The sequence below is a fragment of the Pseudomonas sp. LAMO17WK12:I1 genome, from assembly GCF_900177315.1.
GTDB classification, from domain to species: domain Bacteria; phylum Pseudomonadota; class Gammaproteobacteria; order Pseudomonadales; family Pseudomonadaceae; genus Aquipseudomonas; species Aquipseudomonas marginalis.
The window spans coordinates 292,285-315,379 of sequence record NZ_FWZV01000006.1 but is presented as its reverse complement, the minus strand read 5'-3'; the positions used below and the strand labels follow the sequence as shown (position 1 = coordinate 315,379).

The 23,095-nt window shown below is 62.5% G+C and carries 17 protein-coding genes and 1 pseudogene; all 18 read left to right on the top strand.

The window, feature by feature from the left end:
- Positions 1-104 precede the first annotated feature (104 nt).
- Complete coding sequence (gene hutC, locus B9N88_RS13790) at positions 105-815, top strand: histidine utilization repressor (RefSeq protein ID WP_223841674.1); 711 nt, start codon at positions 105-107, stop codon at positions 813-815.
- Positions 812-1,372, top strand: coding sequence for a HutD/Ves family protein (locus B9N88_RS13785; RefSeq protein ID WP_027605057.1), 561 nt, complete (start codon positions 812-814; stop codon positions 1,370-1,372). Before hutC ends, B9N88_RS13785 begins: the two co-directional genes overlap by 4 nt.
- Before the next feature lie 406 nt (positions 1,373-1,778).
- Positions 1,779-3,449 (top strand): urocanate hydratase, encoded by a 1,671-nt coding sequence (gene hutU / locus B9N88_RS13780; RefSeq protein WP_027605056.1) that lies wholly within the window; start codon positions 1,779-1,781, stop codon positions 3,447-3,449.
- A 69-nt stretch (positions 3,450-3,518) separates the two neighbouring features.
- The gene (locus tag B9N88_RS13775; RefSeq protein WP_027605055.1) at positions 3,519-4,967 is read left to right on the top strand and encodes a purine-cytosine permease family protein; all 1,449 of its coding nucleotides are present in this window, start codon (positions 3,519-3,521) and stop codon (positions 4,965-4,967) included.
- Between the two features lie 70 nt (positions 4,968-5,037).
- Positions 5,038-6,003 (top strand): ABC transporter substrate-binding protein, encoded by a 966-nt coding sequence (locus B9N88_RS13770; protein ID WP_027605054.1) that lies wholly within the window; start codon positions 5,038-5,040, stop codon positions 6,001-6,003.
- Positions 6,004-6,074: 71 nt separating this feature from the next.
- Positions 6,075-6,926, top strand: a complete 852-nt coding sequence (locus tag B9N88_RS13765; RefSeq protein ID WP_027605053.1) for an ABC transporter permease — start codon at positions 6,075-6,077, stop codon at positions 6,924-6,926.
- The gene (locus tag B9N88_RS13760) at positions 6,923-7,747 is read left to right on the top strand and encodes a quaternary amine ABC transporter ATP-binding protein (RefSeq protein WP_051429333.1); all 825 of its coding nucleotides are present in this window, start codon (positions 6,923-6,925) and stop codon (positions 7,745-7,747) included. The genes B9N88_RS13765 and B9N88_RS13760 overlap by 4 nt, the downstream gene beginning before the upstream one ends.
- Positions 7,748-7,864: 117 nt before the next feature.
- A complete protein-coding gene (gene hutH, locus B9N88_RS13755) occupies positions 7,865-9,373 on the top strand; it encodes a histidine ammonia-lyase (RefSeq protein WP_027605052.1) in 1,509 nt (502 codons plus the stop codon).
- 33 nt (positions 9,374-9,406) lie between these two features.
- On the top strand, positions 9,407-10,945 hold the full coding sequence (hutH, locus tag B9N88_RS13750; RefSeq protein ID WP_098480527.1) for a histidine ammonia-lyase: 1,539 nt from the start codon (positions 9,407-9,409) through the stop codon (positions 10,943-10,945).
- Between the two features lie 159 nt (positions 10,946-11,104).
- Positions 11,105-12,514 carry an amino acid permease gene (locus B9N88_RS13740; protein WP_027605050.1) on the top strand — a complete coding sequence of 470 codons (1,410 nt, stop codon included), beginning with the start codon at positions 11,105-11,107 and terminating at the stop codon, positions 12,512-12,514.
- A 15-nt stretch (positions 12,515-12,529) separates the two neighbouring features.
- A complete protein-coding gene (hutI, locus tag B9N88_RS13735; protein ID WP_027605049.1) occupies positions 12,530-13,735 on the top strand; it encodes an imidazolonepropionase in 1,206 nt (401 codons plus the stop codon).
- Positions 13,736-13,746: 11 nt separating this feature from the next.
- Positions 13,747-14,547, top strand: coding sequence for an N-formylglutamate deformylase (hutG, locus tag B9N88_RS13730; protein WP_027605048.1), 801 nt, complete (start codon positions 13,747-13,749; stop codon positions 14,545-14,547).
- 131 nt (positions 14,548-14,678) lie between these two features.
- Positions 14,679-15,626 (top strand): choline ABC transporter substrate-binding protein, encoded by a 948-nt coding sequence (locus B9N88_RS13725; RefSeq protein WP_027605047.1) that lies wholly within the window; start codon positions 14,679-14,681, stop codon positions 15,624-15,626.
- A 337-nt stretch (positions 15,627-15,963) separates the two neighbouring features.
- Positions 15,964-16,893 (top strand): alpha/beta hydrolase, encoded by a 930-nt coding sequence (locus B9N88_RS13720; RefSeq protein ID WP_027605046.1) that lies wholly within the window; start codon positions 15,964-15,966, stop codon positions 16,891-16,893.
- A 103-nt stretch (positions 16,894-16,996) separates the two neighbouring features.
- Positions 16,997-17,968 carry a prolyl aminopeptidase gene (gene pip, locus B9N88_RS13715; protein WP_027605045.1) on the top strand — a complete coding sequence of 324 codons (972 nt, stop codon included), beginning with the start codon at positions 16,997-16,999 and terminating at the stop codon, positions 17,966-17,968.
- A complete protein-coding gene (gene dtd, locus B9N88_RS13710) occupies positions 17,965-18,402 on the top strand; it encodes a D-aminoacyl-tRNA deacylase (protein WP_027605044.1) in 438 nt (145 codons plus the stop codon). The genes pip and dtd overlap by 4 nt, the downstream gene beginning before the upstream one ends.
- 323 nt (positions 18,403-18,725) lie before the next feature.
- Complete coding sequence (locus B9N88_RS13705; protein ID WP_222935589.1) at positions 18,726-20,405, top strand: glucan biosynthesis protein G; 1,680 nt, start codon at positions 18,726-18,728, stop codon at positions 20,403-20,405.
- Positions 20,398-22,970: pseudogene (gene mdoH, locus B9N88_RS13700) on the top strand (glucans biosynthesis glucosyltransferase MdoH); the annotation flags it as partial. The gene B9N88_RS13705 and the pseudogene mdoH, both read left to right, overlap by 8 nt.
- Positions 22,971-23,095 lie beyond the last annotated feature (125 nt).

Genomic DNA, 23,095 nt, shown 5'->3' with positions numbered 1-23,095 from the left:
CAGACGTTTGCCTGCTCGGTAAACTCCGGCAATCTATGCATCTTTTCCCCTTGCAAGGATTCCCTGTGCCGACTCCGCCCGCCAAGTCTTCACTGGCTGCCCACATGGACGAAAGTCCGGCGCCCTTGTATGCCCGCGTCAAACAGATGATCAGCCAGCAGATCCTCAACGGCAACTGGCCGCCCCATTATCGCGTACCGTCGGAGAGCGAACTGGTCAGCCAGTTGGGCTTCAGCCGCATGACCATCAACCGTGCCCTGCGCGAGCTCACCGCCGAAGGTTTGCTGGTGCGCATGCAAGGCGTCGGCACGTTCGTCGCCGAGCCCAAGAGCCAGTCGGCGCTGTTCGAAGTGCACAACATTGCCGATGAGATCGCCTCCCGCGGTCATCGGCATACCTGCCAGGTCATCACCCTGGGTGAAGAGGCTGCCGGTTCCGAACGCGCCGTCGCCCTGGAAATGCGTGAAGGCGGGCGGGTGTTCCACTCGCTGATCGTGCATTACGAAAACGATATTCCCGTGCAAATCGAGGACCGTTTCGTCAACGCCCTGGTCGCGCCGGAATACCTGCAACAGGACTTCACCCTGCAAACCCCCTATGCCTATCTCAACCAAGTGGCGCCGTTGACCGAAGGCGAGCACGTGGTCGAAGCGATTCTCGCCGACGTTGCCGAGTGCAAGTTGCTGCAGATCGAGCCGAGCGAGCCGTGCCTGTTGATTCGCCGGCGTACCTGGTCCGGCCGTCAGCCGGTGACTGCCGCGCGTTTGATCCACCCCGGTTCCCGTCACAGCCTGGAAGGACGGTTCAGTAAATGAGTGCAGTAAAAGTCTGGCGCGCCGCCGATTACGTGCGCATGCCGTGGAAAAACGGCGGCGGCAGTACCGAAGAAATCACCCGCGATGCCGGCGAGGGCCTGGAAGGCTTCGGCTGGCGCCTGTCGATTGCCGATATCGGCGAGTCTGGCGGGTTTTCCACCTTTGCCGGCTACCAGCGCGTGATCACCGTGATCAAAGGCGCAGGCATGGTGCTGACCGTGGATGGCGAGGAGCAGCGCGGGTTGTTACCGCTGCAACCGTTCGCCTTCAAAGGCGACAGCCAGGTTTCATGCCGCTTGATTACCGGGCCGATCCGCGACTTCAACCTGATCTACTCGCCCCAGCGTTACCATGCGCGGTTGCAGTGGGTGGATGGTGTGCAGCGGTTCTTCACTACGGCGCAGACGGTGCTGGTGTTCAGCGTGGCGGATGAAGTGAAGGTGCTGGACGAGGTACTGGGCCATCACGATTGCCTGCAAGTGGACGGTAACGCTGGCTTGCTGGACATCTCTATCACTGGCCGTAGCTGCATCATCGAACTGACTCAGCGCGATTAAAAAATGTGGGAGGGGGCTTGCCCCCGATAGCGGTGGATCAGTCGGTATATCCTGGGCTGACACACCGCAATCGGGGGCAAGCCCCCTCCCACATTTGTTTTTGTGTCGCTTATAGAATCTGTTTCCAGTCCCTGCACCAATTTGTTACCGAACGCCCCAGCTCGGCGCAAAACCGCGCTGTCGTGACACACCTCCTTCGCTATAAACCCCCTTCGCAAGAAATTTCATCACGGCTCGAAGCCTTAATTTCCAAGGCTCGCACACGCTTTTCGGAAAATTCCTAACACCTCCCTCGGAAAGTTGGCCGCTTGATTGCATATGCTTGTATGTACAAGTAAAGATGTGTGCGTAAGACTCTCCTTCGCACCATCCATGTTCGCGCATCGATCGCCGAGGAGTTCTTGTTGTGACCAAGCCTACAAAATACCGTGACGTCGAAATCCGCGCCGCCCGCGGTAACAAGCTCACCGCCAAAAGCTGGCTGACTGAAGCGCCGCTGCGCATGCTGATGAACAACCTCGACCCGCAAGTGGCCGAGAACCCCAAGGAGCTGGTGGTGTACGGCGGTATTGGCCGTGCAGCGCGCAACTGGGAGTGCTACGACCAGATCGTCGAGAGCCTCACCCACCTGAATGACGATGAAACCCTGCTGGTGCAGTCCGGCAAGCCGGTCGGCGTGTTCAAGACCCACAGCAATGCCCCGCGTGTGCTGATCGCCAACTCCAACCTGGTACCGCACTGGGCCAGTTGGGAGCACTTCAACGAGCTGGACGCCAAGGGCCTGGCCATGTACGGCCAGATGACCGCCGGCAGCTGGATCTACATCGGCAGCCAGGGCATCGTCCAGGGCACCTACGAAACCTTCGTCGAAGCCGGTCGCCAGCACTACGATTCAAACCTCAAGGGCCGCTGGGTCCTCACCGCCGGCCTCGGTGGCATGGGCGGTGCCCAGCCTCTGGCCGCGACATTGGCCGGCGCGTGCTCGCTGAACATTGAATGCCAGCAGGTCAGCATCGATTTCCGCCTCAACAGCCGCTACGTCGACGAGCAGGCCACCGACCTCGACGACGCCCTGGCCCGCATCGCCAAGTACACAAAGGAAGGCAAGGCCATCTCCATCGCGCTGCTGGGTAACGCCGCGGAAATCCTGCCGGAACTGGTCAAGCGCGGCGTGCGCCCGGACATGGTCACCGACCAGACCAGCGCCCATGACCCGCTCAACGGTTACCTGCCGGCCGGCTGGACCTGGGACGAATACCGCGCCCGCGCCAAGACCGAACCGGCTGCCGTGATCAAGGCCGCCAAGCAGTCGATGGCGGTGCACGTCAAAGCCATGCTGGACTTCCAGAAGCAAGGCATCCCGACCTTCGACTACGGCAACAACATCCGCCAGATGGCCCAGGAAGAGGGCGTGGAAAACGCTTTCGACTTCCCAGGCTTCGTACCGGCGTACATCCGCCCGCTGTTCTGCCGTGGCATCGGCCCGTTCCGCTGGGCTGCGCTGTCGGGCGACCCGCAGGACATCTACAAGACCGACGCCAAGGTCAAAGAGCTGATCCCCGACGACGCCCACCTGCACAACTGGCTGGACATGGCGCGCGAGCGCATCAGCTTCCAGGGCCTGCCGGCGCGTATCTGCTGGGTTGGCCTGGGGCAGCGCGCCAAGCTCGGCCTGGCGTTCAACGAGATGGTGCGCAGCGGCGAGCTGTCGGCTCCGGTGGTGATCGGTCGTGACCACCTGGACTCCGGCTCGGTCGCCAGCCCGAACCGCGAAACCGAATCCATGCAGGACGGTTCCGACGCCGTGTCCGACTGGCCGTTGCTCAACGCCTTGCTCAACACCGCCAGCGGCGCGACCTGGGTTTCGTTGCACCACGGCGGCGGTGTGGGCATGGGCTTCTCCCAGCACTCCGGCATGGTCATCGTCTGTGACGGCACCGACGAAGCGGCCGAGCGCATTGCCCGCGTGCTGCACAACGACCCGGCCACCGGTGTGATGCGTCACGCAGACGCCGGTTACCAGATCGCCATCGACTGCGCCAAAGAGCAGGGCCTCAATCTTCCAATGATCAAGTAACCCGATGTGGGAGGGGGCTTGCCCCCGATGGCGGCGAACCCAGGACAATCCATCAGAGGTTGAATACACATGGCTGCAAACGACACCACCCCGTTGATCGAAAGGCGTTCGATCGACTACATCCCGGAAGCGGAAAGACACGGTCGTCTATTGAGCCAGTTCACCCTGTGGCTGGGTGCCAACCTGCAGATCACCGCGATCGTCACCGGGGCCCTGGCCGTGGTGCTGGGCGGTGATGTGTTCTGGTCGTTGCTCGGTCTGTTGATCGGTCAACTGCTGGGCGGTGGCGTGATGGCGTTGCATGCGGCGCAAGGGCCCAGGCTGGGCCTGCCGCAGATGATCTCCAGCCGGGTGCAGTTCGGTGTGTACGGCGCGGCGATTCCGATCGTGCTGGTCTGCCTGATGTACCTCGGTTTCACCGCAACCGGCACCGTGCTTTCCGGCCAGGCCCTGGGCCAGTTGTTTGGTGTCAGCGACAGCGTCGGGATCCTGATCTTCGCCAGTGTCATCGTGCTGGTCACGGTGCTCGGTTACCGGGTGATCCACTTCATCGGCCGCGTTGCCAGCGTCATTGGCGTGATTGCCTTTGTCTACCTGTTCAGCCGTCTGATGAGCCAGGCCGACGTAGGCGCGCTCCTGCAAATCCGCCACTTCAGCTGGAGCAGCTTCCTGTTGGCGGTGTCGCTCGCGGCATCCTGGCAAATCGCCTTCGGCCCTTACGTGGCGGACTATTCACGCTACCTGCCGAGCAACACGTCCTCGCTGAAAACCTTTCTTGCCGCAGGCGCAGGTTCGGTGGTTGGCGCGCAGGTGGCGATGATCCTCGGCGTGTTTGCCGCGGCCATGTCCAACGGGCAATTTGCCGGTCACGAAGTGGCCTACATCGTCGGCCTGGGCGGTACCGGAGCCACTGCGGCGCTGCTGTATTTCAGCATCGCGTTCGGCAAGGTCACCATCTCCACGCTGAACTCCTACGGCAGCTTCATGTGCATTGCCACGATCATCAGCGGCTTTCGCGGTCGCCTCGAGGTCACGCGCTTGCAGCGCCTGTTTTTCGTACTGGCCATCGTCGGTACGGCGACCCTGATCGCCTTGCTCGGGCAGCACTCGTTCCTGGGGGCGTTCAAGTCCTTCATCCTGTTCCTGCTGGCGTTTTTTACCCCATGGAGCGCGATCAACCTGGTCGACTACTACTGCATCACCCGCGATCGCTACGACGTGCCGGCGCTGGCCGATCCGAACGGGCGCTATGGCCGTTGGAACCTGCTCGGTATCAGCGTGTATGTCTTCGGTGTGCTGGTGCAATTGCCGTTCATCTCCACCAAGTTCTACACCGGTCCCCTGGTGGCGGCCCTGGGGGATGTGGATATTTCCTGGATCATCGGCCTGGTCCTTCCCGCCGCGCTCTATTACTGGGCGGCGAAAAAGTGGCCTCGCGCAACGCCTGAACACCTGACCCTGCCGACAGAGCAGGGCGCTGCACCGACGACGACAAACGGGCTGGTTGCACAGGCCTGATGGGACGTGGACAGGGCAGGATGCCTACTGACTGCCGTAATCCATTTCAAGATTTGGGAGCGTCACAACAATGAAAATGCATAAGACCCTGTTGGCCACCGTGTTTTCCGCGGGCTTGCTGGCCACTGCTGGCGCCCAGGCGGCCGGTTGGTGTGAATCCGGCAAACCGGTGAAATTCGCCGGCCTGAACTGGGAAAGCGGCATGTTGCTCACCGACATCCTGCAAACCGTGCTGGAAAAAGGCTACGACTGCAAAACCGACAGTTTGCCGGGCAACTCCATCACCATGGAAAACGCCCTGAGCAGCAACGACATCCAAGTGTTTGCCGAAGAGTGGGTCGGCCGCAGCGAAGTCTGGAACAAGGCCGAGAAGGCCGGCAAAGTCGTCGGTGTCGGTGCCCCGGTGGTGGGCGCCGTCGAAGGCTGGTACGTACCGCGCTACGTGATCGAAGGCGACGCCAAGCGCAAGCTGGAAGCCAAGGCGCCGGACCTGAAAAACATCGCCGACCTGGCCAAGTACGCCGCGGTGTTCAAGGACCAGGAAGAACCGTCCAAGGGCCGTTTCTACAACTGCCCGGCCGGCTGGACCTGCGAGCTGGACAACAGCGAAATGCTCAAGAGCTACGGCCTGGAAAGCACCTACACCAACTTCCGCCCAGGCACCGGCCCGGCGCTGGATGCGGCGGTGCTGTCGAGCTACAAGCGTGGCGAGCCGATCCTGTTCTACTACTGGTCGCCAACCCCGCTGATGGGCCAGGTCGACCTGGTCAAGCTGGAAGAAAAACCCGGTGTGGATAAGACCGTGAGCATCAAGGTCGGCCTGTCCAAGACCTTCCACGAGCAAGCCCCGGAACTGGTGGCCGTGCTGGAAAAAGTCAACCTGCCCATCGACCTGCTGAACCAGAACCTGGGGCGCATGGCCAAGGAGCGCATTGAGTCGCCGAAACTGGCGAAAATTTTCCTCAAGGAACATCCTGAAGTCTGGCACGCCTGGGTGAGTGACGAGGCAGCCAAGAAAATCGACGCGGCCTTGTAGGTCAAGTGTGCCCGGCTACCCTCAGGGGTGGCTGGGCGCCTGGCCACAACCCACTGGATCGAGAGCACGCTATGTTTCCTGAGAGTTTTACGTTTTCCATCGCCGACTGGGTCAATGGTTGGGTGGATTCACTGGTTACCAATTACGGCGATGTGTTCCGGCACATCTCCGACACCCTGCTGTGGGCCATCGTCAACCTGGAAGGGCTGCTGCGCGCCGCCCCATGGTGGCTGATGCTGGCCATCGTCGGCGCCGTTGCCTGGCATGCCACCCGCAAGGTGCTGACCACGGCGGTGATCGTCGGTCTGCTGTTCCTGGTGGGCGCGGTCGGCCTGTGGGACAAGCTGATGCAGACCCTGGCGCTGATGATGGTTGCCACGGTGATCTCGGTGTTGATCGGCATCCCGCTGGGCATCCTGTCGGCGCGCAGCAATCGCCTGCGTTCGGTGCTGATGCCGCTGCTCGACATCATGCAGACCATGCCCAGCTTCGTGTACCTGATCCCGGTGCTGATGCTGTTCGGCCTGGGCAAGGTGCCGGCGATTTTCGCCACGGTGATCTACGCCGCGCCGCCACTGATTCGCCTCACCGACCTGGGGATTCGCCAGGTCGACGGCGAAGTCATGGAAGCCATCAACGCCTTTGGTGCCAACCGCTGGCAACAGCTGTTCGGCGTGCAATTGCCGCTGGCGCTGCCGAGCATCATGGCCGGTATCAACCAGACCACCATGATGGCGTTGTCGATGGTGGTGATCGCCTCGATGATCGGCGCCCGTGGCTTGGGTGAAGATGTCCTGGTCGGCATCCAGACCCTCAACGTCGGCCGTGGCCTCGAAGCCGGGCTGGCGATCGTGATTCTCGCCGTGGTCATCGACCGTATTACCCAGGCCTATGGTCGTCCACGGCATGAGGCGAGCAAATGACTACTGTCAGCAAAATCGAAGTTAAAAACGTCTTCAAGATCTTTGGCGCCCGCTCCAAGGAGGCGCTGGCGATGGTTGGCCAGGGCAAGACCAAGGACCAGGTGCTGGCCGAGACCGGCTGCGTGGTCGGCGTGAACGATTTGTCCCTGAGCATCGGCACCGGTGAGATCTTCGTGATCATGGGCCTGTCGGGCTCGGGCAAGTCCACGCTGGTGCGCCACTTCAACCGCCTGATCGACCCCACCAGCGGCGCGATCCTGGTGGACGGCGAAGACATCCTGCAACTGGACATGGACGCCCTGCGCCAATTCCGTCGGCACAAGATCAGCATGGTGTTCCAGAGCTTCGGCCTGCTGCCCCACAAGAGCGTGCTCGACAACGTCGCCTACGGCCTCAAGGTGCGTGGCGAAACCAAGCAGGTCTGCGCCGAACGCGCGCTGCACTGGATCGAAACCGTGGGCCTCAAGGGCTACGAAAACAAATACCCGCACCAGCTCTCCGGCGGCATGCGCCAGCGTGTCGGCCTGGCCCGCGCCCTGGCCGCTGACACCGACATCATCCTGATGGACGAAGCCTTCAGCGCCCTCGACCCGCTGATCCGCGCCGAGATGCAGGACCAGTTGCTCGAGCTGCAAAAGACCCTGCACAAGACCATCGTGTTCATCACCCACGACCTCGACGAGGCCGTGCGTATCGGCAACCGCATTGCGATTCTCAAGGACGGCAGGCTGATCCAGGTCGGCACGCCGAGGGAGATCCTGCATTCGCCGGCGGATGAGTACGTGGATCGGTTTGTCCAGCGGCGTGCGGCGGTGGTCTGACCCAGGTTCTGTGGTGAGGCTCAAGCGCCCTCCCACATTTGCAATGCATTCCCCTGTGGGAGGGGGCTTGCCCCCGATGAGGCCGGCAAAGCTGTAGAGAATATGAAGAGGTCAACAATGTCCCAGGCAGTAAAAATCATCATCGCCGACACTCCGCTGCGCTGGCAGGACGTGGTCGCCGTGGCCCGTCACGGTGCGGTGCTCGAACTCTCGGGCCAGGCCTGGGCGCGGATCGACAATGCCCAGGCCATCGTGCAGCGCATCGTTACCAGCGGCGAACGCGCCTACGGCGTGAACACCGGGTTGGGCGCATTGTGCAACGTGTCGCTTAAAGGCGAGCAACTGAGCCAGCTGTCGCGCAATACCCTGTTGAGTCACGCCTGTGGCGTCGGCCCGGTCCTCAGCGACGAGCAGACCCGCGCGATCATCTGCGCGGCGGTCATCAACTACAGCCACGGCAAATCCGGCCTGCATCCGCAGGTGGTGCATTCGCTGCTGGCGCTGCTCAACCACGGCATCACGCCACAAGTACCGTCCCAGGGCTCGGTGGGTTACCTGACCCATATGGCCCATGTCGGCGTGGCGCTGCTGGGTGTCGGACATGTGAGCTATGGCGGCCGGATCGTGCCGGCGCAACAAGCCCTGGACGAAGAAGGTTTGCAGCCGGTGGTCCTCGGCGCCAAGGACGGCCTGTGCCTGGTCAACGGCACGCCGTGCATGACCGGTCTGAGCTGCCTGGCCCTGGCCGACGCCCATCACTTGCTGCAATGGGCCGACGTGATCGGTGCCATGAGCTTCGAGGCCCAGCGCGGCCAGATCGAAGCCTTCGACGAAGAAATCATCGCCCTCAAGCCGCACCCGGGCATGCAGCATGTCGGCCGCAACCTGCGTGCGTTGCTCGATGGCAGTGAAGTGATTGCGAGCAGCAAAGGCATCCGCACCCAGGACGCCCTGAGCCTGCGCTCGATCCCGCAGATCCACGGCGCGGCGCGCGACCAGGTGGAACACGCCACTCGCCAGATCGAGACCGAACTCAACAGCGCCACCGACAACCCGCTGGTGCTCGGCACACCGGACCACTACCGCGTGGTGTCCCAGGCCAACCCCCACGGCCAGTCCGTCGCCCTGGCCGCCGACCTGCTGGCGATTGCCCTGGCCGAAATCGGCTCGGTCGCCGAACGCCGCCTCGACCGCCTGATCAACCCCCACGTCAGTGGCCTGCCGGCGTTCCTGGTGAGCAACCCCGGGGTCAACTCCGGGATGATGATCGTGCAGTACGTCGCCGCCTCGCTGTGCGGACAGAACCGCCAGTTGGCGCAACCGGCGGTGCTCGACAACTTCGTCACCTCGGGGCTGCAGGAAGACCACCTGAGCATGGGCACCAACGCCGCGCTCAAGCTGCACCAGGTAGTGTCCAACGTCACCCAGATCCTCGCCATCGAGTACCTGCTGGCGGCCCAGGCCTTCGAATTCCTGAAAGACCAGCGCTTCGGCGCGGGTACCGCTCGCGCCTGGCGCCTGTTGCGTGAAGTGGTGCCGGCCTATGAGCAGGACCGTTGGCTGGCGCCGGATATTGCGGCCGCCGCCAAGGTGCTCAAGGACACCGTATTACCGAATCTGCACTGAACACTTATTTCAAAAGAATAATTCACAAGGAGTATGAATGTGACTGCGCTAAACCTGATTCCAGGCCAACTGAGCCTTGCCCAACTGCGGGCCATCTACCAGCAGCCGGTAACCCTCAGTCTGGATGACAGTGCCTCGGCCCAGATCGAAGCGAGTGTGGCCTGCGTGGAACAGATTCTCGCCGAGAACCGCACCGCCTATGGCATCAACACCGGTTTCGGCCTGCTGGCCTCGACCCGCATCGCCAGCGAAGACCTGGAAAACCTCCAGCGTTCACTGGTGTTGTCCCACGCCGCCGGCGTCGGTGAGCCGATCAGCGATGCGCTGGTGCGGCTGGTCATGGTGCTCAAGGTCAACAGCCTCAGCCGTGGGTTCTCCGGGATTCGCCGGCAGGTGATCGACGCACTGATCGCGCTGATCAATGCCGAGGTGTACCCGCATATTCCCCTGAAAGGCTCCGTTGGTGCTTCCGGTGACCTGGCGCCATTGGCGCATATGTCCCTGGTGCTGCTGGGCGAAGGCAAGGCGCGCTACAAGGGCGAATGGCTGGAAGCCACCGACGCGCTGAAAGTCGCCGGCCTGACGCCGCTGACCCTCGCCGCGAAGGAAGGCCTGGCACTGCTCAACGGCACCCAGGTGTCCACCGCCTATGCCCTGCGTGGCCTGTTCGAAGGCGAAGACCTGTTCGCCGGCGCCCTGGCGTGCGGCGGTCTTACCGTGGAAGCGGTGCTGGGCTCGCGCTCGCCGTTCGACGCGCGTATTCATGCGGCTCGCGGTCAACGTGGGCAGATCGATTCGGCGGCGGCCTATCGTGACCTGCTCGGTGAGAGCAGTCAGGTGTCGCAGTCGCACCAGAACTGCGACAAGGTGCAGGACCCGTACTCCCTGCGCTGCCAGCCACAAGTCATGGGCGCCTGCCTGACCCAGTTTCGCCAGGCGGCCGAGGTACTGGTGGTCGAAGCCAACGCCGTGTCCGATAACCCGTTGGTATTTGCCGCTGAGGGTGACGTGATCTCCGGTGGCAACTTCCACGCCGAACCGGTGGCCATGGCCGCTGACAACATGGCCCTGGCCATCGCCGAAATCGGCTCCCTGAGCGAGCGTCGCATCTCGCTGATGATGGACAAGCACATGTCGCAACTGCCGCCGTTCCTGGTGGGCAATGGCGGGGTGAACTCCGGTTTCATGATCGCCCAGGTGACCGCCGCCGCCCTCGCCAGTGAGAACAAGGCATTGGCTCATCCCCATAGCGTCGACAGCATCCCGACGTCCGCCAACCAGGAAGACCACGTGTCGATGGCCCCGGCGGCCGGCAAGCGCCTGTGGGAAATGGCCGAGAACACCCGCGGCATCCTCGCGGTGGAATGGCTGGCCGCGTGCCAGGGCCTGGACCTGCGCGAAGGCCTGAAAACCTCGCCGAAACTGGAAAAAGCCCGTGGCTTGTTGCGCGACAAAGTGGCGTTCTACGACAAGGACCGCTTCTTCGCCCCGGACATCATCGCCGCCAGCGAACTGCTCGCCAGCCGCTGCCTGAATGAGCTGGTGCCGGCCACGTTGCTGCCGAGCCTGTAAGCGGCTCGGAGGACGGCATGGCTCTCTGTGGCGAGCGAGCTTGCTCGCGCCGGGCTGCGCAGCAGCCCCAAAAAGGCCGCGAGCGCTTCGCACTCGAGCGCGAGCAAGCTCGCTCACCACAAACAACTTTCTCAGGATAAAAATAATTAGGGACGAGAAATGCACCAGCAAGAAAAGGGTTTGAAACGCGGGCTGAGCGCCCGACATATTCGCTTCATGGCCCTCGGTTCCGCGATCGGCACCGGGCTGTTCTACGGTTCCGCCTCGGCCATCCAGATGGCTGGCCCCGCCGTGCTGCTGGCCTACCTGATCGGCGGCGCCGCGGTGTTCATGGTGATGCGCGCCCTCGGTGAAATGGCCGTGCACAACCCGGTCTCCGGCTCCTTCGGCCAATACGCCAGCACCTACCTGGGCCCGTTGGCCGGTTTTATCCTGGGCTGGACCTACGCCTTTGAAATGATCATCGTCTGTCTCGCCGACGTCACCGCCTTCGGCATCTACATGGGCTTCTGGTTTCCCGAGGTCGCACGCTGGGTCTGGGTGCTCGGCATCGTGTTTTTGATCGGCGGCCTGAACCTGTGCAACGTCAAGGTCTTTGGCGAGATGGAGTTCTGGCTGTCGCTGCTCAAGGTCGGCGCCATCGTGGCGATGATCCTCGGCGGTTTCGGCATCATGCTGTTCGGCATCCACTCGGCCGGCGAAACCCAGGCCAGCGGCCTGAGCAACCTGTGGGCCCACGGCGGCTTCATGCCCAACGGCATTGGTGGGCTGATCGCCTCGTTTGCCGTGGTGATGTTCGCGTTTGGCGGCATCGAGATCATCGGCATCACCGCCGGTGAAGCCAAGGACCCGCAGCGCGTGATCCCCAAGGCGATCAACGCCGTGCCGCTGCGCATCCTGTTGTTCTACGTGCTGACGTTGTTTGTCTTGATGGCCATCTACCCATGGCCGCAGATCGGCAGCCAGGGCAGCCCGTTCGTGCAGATTTTCAGCAACCTCGGGATAGGCTCGGCGGCGACCCTCCTCAATATCGTGGTGATTTCGGCGGCCGTGTCGGCCATCAACAGCGACATCTTCGGTGCCGGCCGCATGATGTACGGCCTGGCGCAGCAAGGGCAGGCGCCCAAGGGCTTTGCCCGGTTGTCCAGGCAAGGCGTACCGTGGATGACGGTGGTGGTGATGGGCGCCGCCTTGCTCGGCGGTGTGCTGCTCAACTACCTGATCCCGGAAAACGTGTTCCTGCTGATCGCGTCGATTGCCACCTTCGCCACCGTATGGGTGTGGCTGATGATCCTGTTCACCCAGGTCGCCATGCGCCGCTCGATGACGAAAGAGCAGGTGGCCGAATTGAAATTCCCGGTGCCGTTCTGGCCCTGCGCGCCGGCTGCGGCCATCGTGTTCATGCTGTTTGTGTTTGGCGTGCTCGGTTACTTCCCGGACACCCAGGCGGCCTTGCTGGTCGGTGCGGTGTGGATCGTGTTGCTGGTCGTTGCCTACCTGCTGTGGGTCAAGCCCGCCGCCGGGCAAGCGGCCAAGGTCCATTACGACCCGGCCTTGTCTCATCGATAACTTAGGGAGGCGTTGATGAAAACCCTTTGGCAACACTGCCACGTCGCAACCATGGCCCAGGGCAAATACTCGATCATCGAGGATGCCGCCCTGGTCACCGCCGGTTCGCTCATCGAGTGGATCGGTCCGCGCAGCGAAGTACCGACGGCGGATTACGCCCAGGTGCATGACCTGCAAGGCGCGTGGGTCACCCCCGGGCTGATCGACTGCCACACCCACGCGGTGTTTGGCGGCAATCGCAGCGGCGAATTCGAGCAGCGCCTCGAGGGCGTGAGCTATGCCGACATCGCGGCCAAGGGCGGCGGTATTGCCAGCACCGTGCGTGCCACCCGCGCCGCCACGGAGGATGAACTCTTCGCCAGCGCCTATAAGCGCCTGCGCAGCCTGCTGCGTGACGGCGTGACCACCGTGGAGATCAAGTCCGGCTACGGCCTGGACCTGGCCAACGAGCGCAAGATGTTGCGGGTGGCTCGGCGCCTGGGCGAAGCGCTGCCGGTCAGCGTGCGTGCCACGTGCCTGGCGGCCCATGCATTGCCGCCGGAGTACAAGGACCGCGCCGACGATTACATCGAGCACATCTGCAATGAAATGCTGCCGGCTTTGGCGGCGCAGGGGTTGGTGGACGCGGTGGATGCGTTCTGCGAATACCTGGCGTTTTCCACCGAGCAGGTGGAGCGGGTGTTCAAGGTCGCCCGGCAACTCGGCCTGCCGGTGAAGCTGCACGCCGAGCAGTTGTCGTCGCTGCACGGCTCCAGCCTGGCGGCGCGTTACCACGCGCTGTCGGCGGATCACCTGGAATTCATGACCGAAGAAGACGCCATCGCCATGGCCGCTGCCGGCACCGTCGCCGTGTTGCTGCCGGGGGCGTTCTACTTCCTGCGCGAAACCCAGCTGCCGCCGATGGACGCCCTGCGCAGGCACGGCGTGAAGATCGCCATCGCCAGTGACCTCAACCCCGGCACCTCGCCGGCGTTGTCGGTGCGCCTGATGCTGAACATGGCCTGCACCCTGTTCCGCATGACCCCGGAAGAAGCCCTGGCCGGTGTCACGCAACATGCGGCCACCGCCCTGGGCATGGGCGACACCCATGGATCCCTGGAAGTGGGCAAGGTGGCCGACTTTGTCGCCTGGCAGATTGATCGCCCCGCCGACCTCGCCTATTGGCTGGGCGGTGAGCTGGATAAACGCGTCGTGCGCCACGGCGTCGACGTCACTGTATAAGGAGCACTGCTGTGGATAAGGTTCTGAACTTCAAACAAGGCCGTGTGCCGCTGCTGATCAGCATGCCCCACGCCGGCCTGCGCCTGACGCCTGCGGTGGAAGCCGGGTTGATCCCCGAAGCGCAAAGCCTGCCGGACACCGATTGGCACATCCCCACGCTGTATGACTTCGCGGATGAACTGGGCGCCAGCACCCTGTCGGCGGAGTACTCGCGGTTTGTCATTGACCTGAACCGGCCTTCGGACGACAAGCCGCTGTACGCCGGTGCCACCACCGGCCTGTACCCGGCGACCCTGTTCGATGGCGTGCCGTTGTTCCGCGAAGGTCTGGAGCCGAGCGAGACAGAGCGCGCCAGTTACCTGCAAAAGATCTGGGGCCCCTATCACCGCACGCTGCAAGAGGAACTGGCGCGGCTCAAGGCTGAGTTCGGTTATGCGCTGCTGTTCGATGCGCACTCGATCCGCTCGGTGATCCCGCACCTGTTCGACGGCAAACTGCCGGACTTCAACCTCGGCACCTTCAACGGCGCCGCCTGCGATCCGGAACTGGCGAGCCAGCTCGAGGCCATTTGTGCCACCCATCCTCAGTACACCCATGTGCTGAACGGGCGCTTCAAGGGCGGGCATATCACTCGCCATTACGGCAATCCGGCGCAGGATATCCATGCGGTGCAGCTGGAATTGTGCCAGAGCACGTATATGGAAGAGTTCGAGCCGTTCCGCTATCGCCCGGATCTGGCCGAGCCGACGCAAGTGGTGTTGAAGCAGCTGCTGGAAGGCTTGCTGGCGTGGGGGCGCAAGCGCTACGAGTGACGAACGGTCGCCCCTGTGCAACTCACAGTCGCCACAGGTCGTGTTGGGAGAGGCCTCGCTCGGTAAGGTTGTGGTTATGGCGCACCAGACGCCACTTCCCATAATAAAAGCTGCCGAGTGAGACCTCTTTCATGAAAAGACTGTTCAACCGTTACCTGTTGACCCTCACCGGCGCCGCACTCCTCAGTGCCCAAGCCATGGCCGCCGAACCGGTCTCCTGCAAATCCATTCGCATGGGCGTGGTCAGTTGGACCGATGTAGTCGCCACCTCGGGCATGGCCGACGTGCTGCTCAGCGGCCTGGGCTATGACAGCAAGCAGACCAGCGCCGTGCAGCAGATCATCTTTGCCGGTATCCGCGATAAACGCCTGGACGTGTTCCTCGGTTATTGGAAGCCGGCGATGGACAACAACATCGCGCCGTTTCTGGCCGCCAGGCAGGTCAAGGTCTTTGATAAACCCAGCCTCGCCGATGCCCAGGCCACCCTGGCCGTGCCGCAATACGTGGCTGACGCCGGGCTGAAGACCTTTGCCGACATCGCCCGCTTCAAGGACAAGCTGGGCGGCAAGATCTACGGCATCGAGCCCGGCAGCGGCGCCAATACCGATATCCAGAAAATGATCGACACCAACCACTTCGGCCTGGGCGGCTTCAAGCTGGTGGCTTCCGGTGAGGCTGGCATGTTGGCGGCGGTGCAGCGCGCAGTGAACCGCAAGGAGTTCGTGGTATTTGTCGGGTGGACCCCGCACCCCATGAACATCAATATGAAAATGGCCTATCTCACTGGCAGCGAAGACGTGTTCGGTCCTGACGAAGGGCGCGCCACGGTCTCCACCGTGACCGCGCCGGACTTTGCCGAACGCTGCCCCAACGCTAACCGATTGCTCGAGAACCTGACCTTCACCGCCGCCCAGGAAAGCCAGTTGATGGTGCCGATCATGGAGCGCCAGTCACCGCAGGACGTGGCCAGGCAATGGCTGCGCGACCACCCCGAGGATTTGCAGCGCTGGTTGGCCGGGGTTACAGCATTTGATGGCAGCGACGGCTTGGCGTCGCTCCAGGCCTACCTCAAACCCTAAGCCAAGTGCAGCCCCCGATAGCTATGGGTATCTTGAGGGTTGACGCATAACGCTGTGGTGAGCGGGCTTGCCCCGCGCTGGGCTGCGAAGCAGCCCCAATAAAGGCGCCGGGATTTTCTGTTAGTACTCAGCGTGTGGGGTTTTAGGGCTGCTTCGCAGCCCAGCGCGGGGCAAGCCCGCTCACCACAAGGACTTCATTACCTTAGATTATTCTTTCACCGAAGATGTGTAGATACGACTGCCCCGATAGCGCCATGCCGGGCAACCTATCAAGTGACTGATCCATCGCAATCGGAAACCCCCGACCTTGAACCCGCCGCGCCAGAGATCATCGCGTATGTACCCGATATCCCCGCAACTCGCCGCCTTCGTCGCAAAAACCGAGTCCTTCACCTGCGCCGACTCTTCCCTGACGAGCCAGCGCCAAAGTTACCAGCGCATGTGCCAGGCATTCACCCCGCCGAAACCGGAAGGCTTGCAGCTCACGGACTTCACCCTGGCCGGCGTGGACGTGCGCAGTTATCTGCCCCCTGCACCGCCACCCGCCGATGGCTGGCCATGTCTCCTCTATATACACGGCGGTGGCTGGGTGGTCGGCGGCCTGGATTCCCATGACTTCATCTGCTTCGAGCTGGCCAATGCCCTCCGGGTGCTGGTGATCGCCATCGACTACCGCCTGGCGCCCGAGCACCCATTCCCGGCCGCCTACGACGATTGCCGCGCAGTGTGGCAGGCGATCCAGAAAGGACAGGCGCCACACGCCATCGATCGGCAACGCCTGGCAGTGGTCGGTGACAGTGCGGGCGGCAACCTGGCGGCGGCGTTGTGCCTGGGGTTGCGCGATGATGGCCAGCCTATGCCGCGGGCCCAGGTCCTTATTTACCCCGGGCTGGGCGGCCCGGCCGATTTGCCCTCGCGCCGTGACTGCATGGACGCTCCGCTGCTCAGCACTGCCGACACCGACTACTACCTGGCGCTCTACCTGCGCGGTTTGGATAAACCATCGGCCTATGCCATGCCGCTGTTGGCCGAGGATCTCAGTGGTTTGCCCAGGGCCTTGATCGCAGTCGCCCAATTCGACCCGCTGCGCGACGACGGCATGCTGTACGCCGAGCGCCTGCAACAGGCCGGTGTGCCTGCACTGTTGTATCCGGGCAAAGGCCTGGTCCACGGCTGTCTACGCGCAAAGGGCCAGGCCCCGGAGGTGGATCGGCTGTACGGCTACCTGTTGGATTACCTGAGGAGCGAACTGCTGACGCAGCTCTAAGCGCTCAAGGACATGCTCATTGCACAATTCGGGTTTATAGTGCCAGACGGCAAAATAAAAGACGTCCCCCCAGGGATGAACCCGACCCCCTACGGAGCGCGCAATGCAGACTTGGTACCCGCAGATCAAACCCTACGCCCGGCACGATCTGGCCGTCGATGACACCCACACGCTGTATGTCGATGAAAGTGGCTCCCCCGAAGGCTTGCCTGTCGTATTCATCCACGGTGGCCCTGGCGCCGGTTGCGATGCCCAGAGCCGCTGCTATTTCGATCCCAACCTGTACCGCATCGTCACCTTCGACCAGCGTGGCTGCGGCCGTTCCACCCCGCGCGCCAGCCTGGAAAACAACACCACCTGGGACCTGGTCGCCGACCTCGAACGCATCCGCGAACATCTTGGCATCGACAAATGGGTGCTGTTCGGCGGCTCCTGGGGCTCGACCCTGGCCCTGGCCTACGCGCAAACCCACCCCGAGCGTGTGCATGGCCTGATCGTGCGCGGTATTTTCCTCGCCCGCCCCCAGGACATCGAATGGTTCTACCAGGCCGGTGCCAGCCGCCTGTTCCCGGACTACTGGCAGGACTACATCGCGCCGATTCCCGCCGATGAGCGTCACGACATGATCGCGGCCTACCACAAGCGCCTGACCGGCAACGACCAGATCGCCCAGATGCACGCCGCCAAGGCCTGGTCCGGCTGGGAAGGGCGCATGCTCGGCCTGTGCCCGAGCCCGCAGCACGTGGAGCGCTTTTCCGAGCCTCAGCGCGCGCTGTCCATCGCCCGTATCGAATGCCACTACTTCACCAATAACTCCTTCCTGGAGCCCAACCAGCTGATTCGCGATATGCACAAGATCGCCCATCTGCCTGGCGTCATCATCCATGGCCGCTACGATATGATCTGCCCGCTGGATAACGCCTGGGAGCTGCATCAGGCCTGGCCGAACAGCGAACTGCAGGTCATCCGTGAAGCGGGCCATGCGGCGTCCGAGCCCGGGATTACCGATGCACTGGTGCGCGCGACCGGCGAAATGGCACGGCGCCTGCTTGATCTGCCGCCAGAAGAAGCATGAAGGCCTTGCTGCAACGGGTGCGTGGCGCCCGGGTCGAAGTGGCGGGCGAAATCGTCGGGGCTATCGACCAGGGTTTACTGGTGCTGGTGGCCGTCGAACCTGCAGATACGCCCGAGAGTGCCGACAAACTGCTGCACAAGCTGCTTAACTACCGGGTATTCAGCGACGACGAGGGCAAGATGAACCTGTCGTTGAAGGATATCGATGGGGGATTGCTGCTGGTGTCGCAGTTCACCCTGGCGGCGGATACCAAGAGCGGCCTGCGGCCAAGCTTCTCAACCGCTGCGCCGCCGGCCCTGGGAGCGGCGCTTTTTGATCACTTGCTGTTACAAGCGCAACAATTGCATGGCAAGGTGGCCTCGGGGCGTTTTGGTGCGGATATGCAGGTGCATTTGGTCAATGATGGCCCTGTGACCTTTCTCTTACAGACATGAATGTATTAAAAACGACTTTAATGCCTAAAAACGTAGGGTTTCGCTACAAATACTTCGTTGTCCCTGATGCGTTGTCTCGCGGGCTACTAGATAATCGCGCGCTACGGGGATCAGCGTTGTTTGGTCCATTTTTGACTTAGGTAGAGACTTGTCCGGTAACCACTGGGGAATCATTTTGCCCCAGGGGAGTCGGAACAATGCTCGCCAACCTGGCATATAGATAGCTGGCCGTTGGTTTTTTGATCTGTTTTCGGCGAGGGTTGCTCGTGATTGTTAGTCCCTGTAATGCACCAAAATTGTCTGCCAAACGGTTACGAAACGCACTGGTGACGGGCTCTGCCCTGTTTTGCCTGTTCGGCGCGGGTCAACTGTGGGCATTCAGTCTGGATGATGTGTCGGCCAAGGCAAAAGAGCTGGCCGGGCAGAAATACGAAGCTCCGCGCAGCAATCTGCCGAACGAATTCCGCGAAATGAAGTTCGCGGACTACCAGAAGATTCGTTTCCGCAACGAAAAAGCCGAATGGGCCGATCAGAACACCCCGTTCAAGTTGTCCTTCTATCACCAGGGTATGCATTTCGATACACCGGTGAAAATCAACGAAGTGACCGCCGACAGCGTCCAGGAAATCAAATACGACCCGACTCGCTTCGATTTCGGTGACGTGAAGTTTGATCCTAAAGCCACCGAGCAGCTGGGTTACGCCGGTTTCCGTGTGCTGTATCCGATCAACAAGGGCGACAAGCAAGACGAAATCATGACCATGCTCGGCGCCAGCTATTTCCGCGTCGTCGGCAAGGACCAGGTCTATGGCCTGTCCGCCCGTGGCATGGCGATCGATACCGCGCTGCCGTCGGGTGAAGAATTCCCGCGTTTCACCGAGTTCTGGATCGAGCGTCCAAAACCGGGTGACAAGCACCTGGTGATCTTTGCCCTGCTGGATTCCCCACGTGCGACCGGCGCCTATCGCCTGATCCTGCGTCCGGGCACCGACACGGTTGTCGATGTGAAATCCCAGATGTTCCTGCGTGACAAGGTCAGCAAACTGGGCGTTGCCCCGTTGACCTCCATGTTCCTGTTCGGCGCCAACCAGCCGTCCAAGGTGCTCAACTACCGTCGCGAGCTGCATGACTCCAGCGGCCTGTCGATCCATGCCGGCAACGGCGAGTGGATCTGGCGCCCCCTGAACAACCCTAAACACCTGTCGGTCAGCAACTTCACCGTGGAGAACCCGCGTGGGTTCGGCCTGCTGCAACGGGGTCGCAACTTCAGCCACTATGAAGACCTCGACGACAACTACGACAAGCGTCCAAGCGCGTGGATCGAGCCTGAAGGCGACTGGGGCAAGGGCTCCGTCGACCTGGTCGAGATCCCGACTGCCGACGAAACCAACGACAACATCGTTGCATTCTGGAGCCCGGCGGAGTTGCCGGAAGTCGGCAAGCCGCTGGAAGTGGCCTACCGCCTGCACTGGACCCTCGATGATGCCGCGTTCCACTCGCCGGACAGCGCCTGGGTCAAGCAGACCCTGCGCTCCACCGGTGATGTGAAGCAATCCAACCTGATCCGTCAGCCGGATGGCAGCGTGGCGTACCTGGTGGACTTCGAGGGCCCGTCCCTGAAGAAACTGCTGCCGGACGCCCCGGTGCGCAGCCAGGTGAGCGTGAGTGACAATGCCGAGCTGGTAGAAAACAGCGTGCGCTACAACGAACACACCAAAGGCTGGCGCCTGACCCTGCGTATGAAGATCAAGGACGCAGGCAAGCCGACCGAGATGCGTGCAGCCCTGGTCCAGGACATCACGCCGCCTGAGCCTGAGCATGTTTCGACCCAGGTGCTGAAGGCCGACAAGGTCCTGGCCAAGCAACACGAGAAACAGGCCAAGAAAGACGCGAAAGACAAGGAAGCCAAGCAGCCAGAAGCTGCCCCAGCCACACCGGAGCCGATCAAGACCGAGCAAGTCCTGACCGAAACCTGGAGCTATCAGTTGCCTGCCGATGAGTAATTCTCAAGTCCAGCCAGAGACTCTCTCCGAGTACCTGGCGCATCTTCCGATGACCGCTGAGCAGCGCGCCGAGTTGGCGGGCTGCACATCCTTCACCGAGTTGCACGAGCGCTTGTCGTCCAAGGCGTTCGATGCACCCGTCGACGCCGCCCAGGCGTCGGTGGGTCCCCGCTTGACCCTCAGCACGGCCGAAGAGCTGCAAGACGCCGAAATGCTCGGGCTCGACGCCAGTGGGCGCGTGTGCCTCAAGGCCACGCCGCCCATCCGCCGTACCCGCGTGGTGCCTGAACCGTGGCGCACCAATATCCTGGTGCGCGGCTGGCGGCGGATCACCGGCCGCAGCAACCCGCCGACCCCGCCGAAGGATGAGCGCGTATTGCCGGCGGCCCGCTGGCGTACCGTGGGTTCGATTCGTCGTTATATCCTGCTGGTGCTGATGCTCGGCCAGACCATCGTGGCCGGCTGGTACATGAAAGGCATCATGCCGTACCAGGGCTGGTCGCTGGTCGACTTCGACGAGATCCGCAACCAGACCCTGCTGCAAACCGCCACCCAGGTGCTGCCTTACGCCCTGCAGACCAGCATCCTGATCATGTTCGGGATCCTGTTCTGCTGGGTCTCGGCCGGTTTCTGGACTGCATTGATGGGCTTCCTCGAACTGCTCACCGGCCACGATAAATACCGGATTTCCGGTAAAAGTGCCGGCGACGAGCCGATTCCGAAAGACGCGCGCACTGCGCTGGTCATGCCGATCTGCAACGAAGACGTGCCGCGGGTATTCGCCGGTTTGCGCGCGACGTTCGAATCGGTGGCCGCCACCGGTGACCTCGATCGTTTCGACTTCTTCGTGCTCAGCGACAGTAACGAGGCCGACATCTGCATCGCCGAGCAGCAAGCCTGGCTCGACGTTTGCCGTGAGGCGGGTGGCTTCGGCAAGATCTTCTATCGCCGCCGTCGCCGTCGCGTGAAGCGTAAAAGCGGCAACCTCGACGACTTCTGCCGTCGTTGGGGCGGCGACTACAAGTACATGGTGGTTCTCGACGCCGACAGCGTGATGAGCGGCGAATGCCTGACCAGCCTGGTGCGCCTGATGGAAGCCACGCCGGATGCCGGGATTATCCAGACCGCGCCGCGTGCGTCGGGCATGGACACCCTGTATGCGCGCATGCAGCAATTCGCCACCCGGGTGTACGGCCCGCTGTTCACCGCCGGCCTGCACTTCTGGCAGTTGGGTGAATCCCACTACTGGGGTCACAACGCGATCATCCGCATGAAACCGTTTATCGAGCACTGCGCCCTGGCGCCATTGCCGGGTAAAGGTGCATTCGCCGGCTCCATCCTGTCCCACGACTTCGTTGAAGCGGCGCTGATGCGCCGTGCCGGCTGGGGCGTGTGGATTGCCTACGACCTGCCGGGCAGCTACGAAGAACTGCCGCCGAACCTGCTGGATGAACTCAAGCGTGACCGTCGCTGGTGCCACGGCAACCTGATGAACTTCCGCCTGTTCCTGGTCAAGGGCATGCACCCGGTGCACCGCGCGGTGTTCCTGACCGGTGTGATGTCCTACCTGTCGGCGCCGTTGTGGTTCCTGTTCCTGGTGCTGTCGACGGCCTTGCTGGCGGTCAACACCCTGATGGAGCCGCAGTACTTCATGGCGCCACGCCAGTTGTACCCGCTGTGGCCGCAATGGCACCCGGACAAGGCGGTGGCGCTGTTCTCCACCACCATCGTGCTGCTGTTCCTGCCGAAATTGCTGAGCATCATCCTGATCTGGGCCAAGGGCGCGAAAGAGTTCGGTGGCAAGTTCAAGGTGACGATGTCCATGCTGCTGGAGATGCTGTTCTCCATGCTGCTGGCGCCGGTGCGGATGATTTTCCACACCCGTTTCGTGCTCGCCGCGTTCCTCGGCTGGGCCGCGACCTGGAACTCGCCGCAGCGTGACGACGACTCCACCCCGTGGGGCGAAGCGATCAAGCGTCACGGCACGCAGACCTTGCTTGGCTTCTTCTGGGCCCTGCTGGTGGTGTGGTTGAACCCGAGCTTCCTGTGGTGGCTGGTGCCGATCGTGGGTTCGTTGATGCTGTCGATCCCGGTGTCGGTGATCTCCAGCCGGGTCAACCTCGGACTGAAGTCCCGCGATGAGAGCCTGTTCCTGATCCCTGAGGAATACAATCCGCCGCAAGCGTTGCTGTCCACCGACAAGTACACCCACGAAAACCGTTGGCACGCGCTGAAAGACGGCTTTGTGCGCTCGGTGGTCGACCCACAGCAGAACGCACTGGCCTGTGCCCTGGCGACCTCGCGTCACGGTCAGGCCGAGCCCATCGAGTACCTGCGTACCGAACGTGTGCGCCACGCGTTGAAAGTCGGCCCTGCCGGCCTCAACAACGGCGAACGCCTGGCGTTGCTCAGCGACCCGGTAGCCCTGGCCCGCTTGCATGAGCAGGTCTGGAGCGAAGGGCATGCCGAGTGGCTCGCTGCCTGGCGGAACTCGATCAAGGCCGACCCGCACGCGCCGTTACTGCCGCTGCAACCGCTGTCGTCCCAGGCCCAACCGGCCTGATTCAGACGCCCCCGAGGGTTCACTTCGGGGGCGTTCGAAGCGCGGGTCCTACAGCGTTTTTCTACCGCCCTAACTCCTTGTTATTTCGAAACAAAAGTCCCTTGTCCGAGGCGTATTTGCGTGCCCG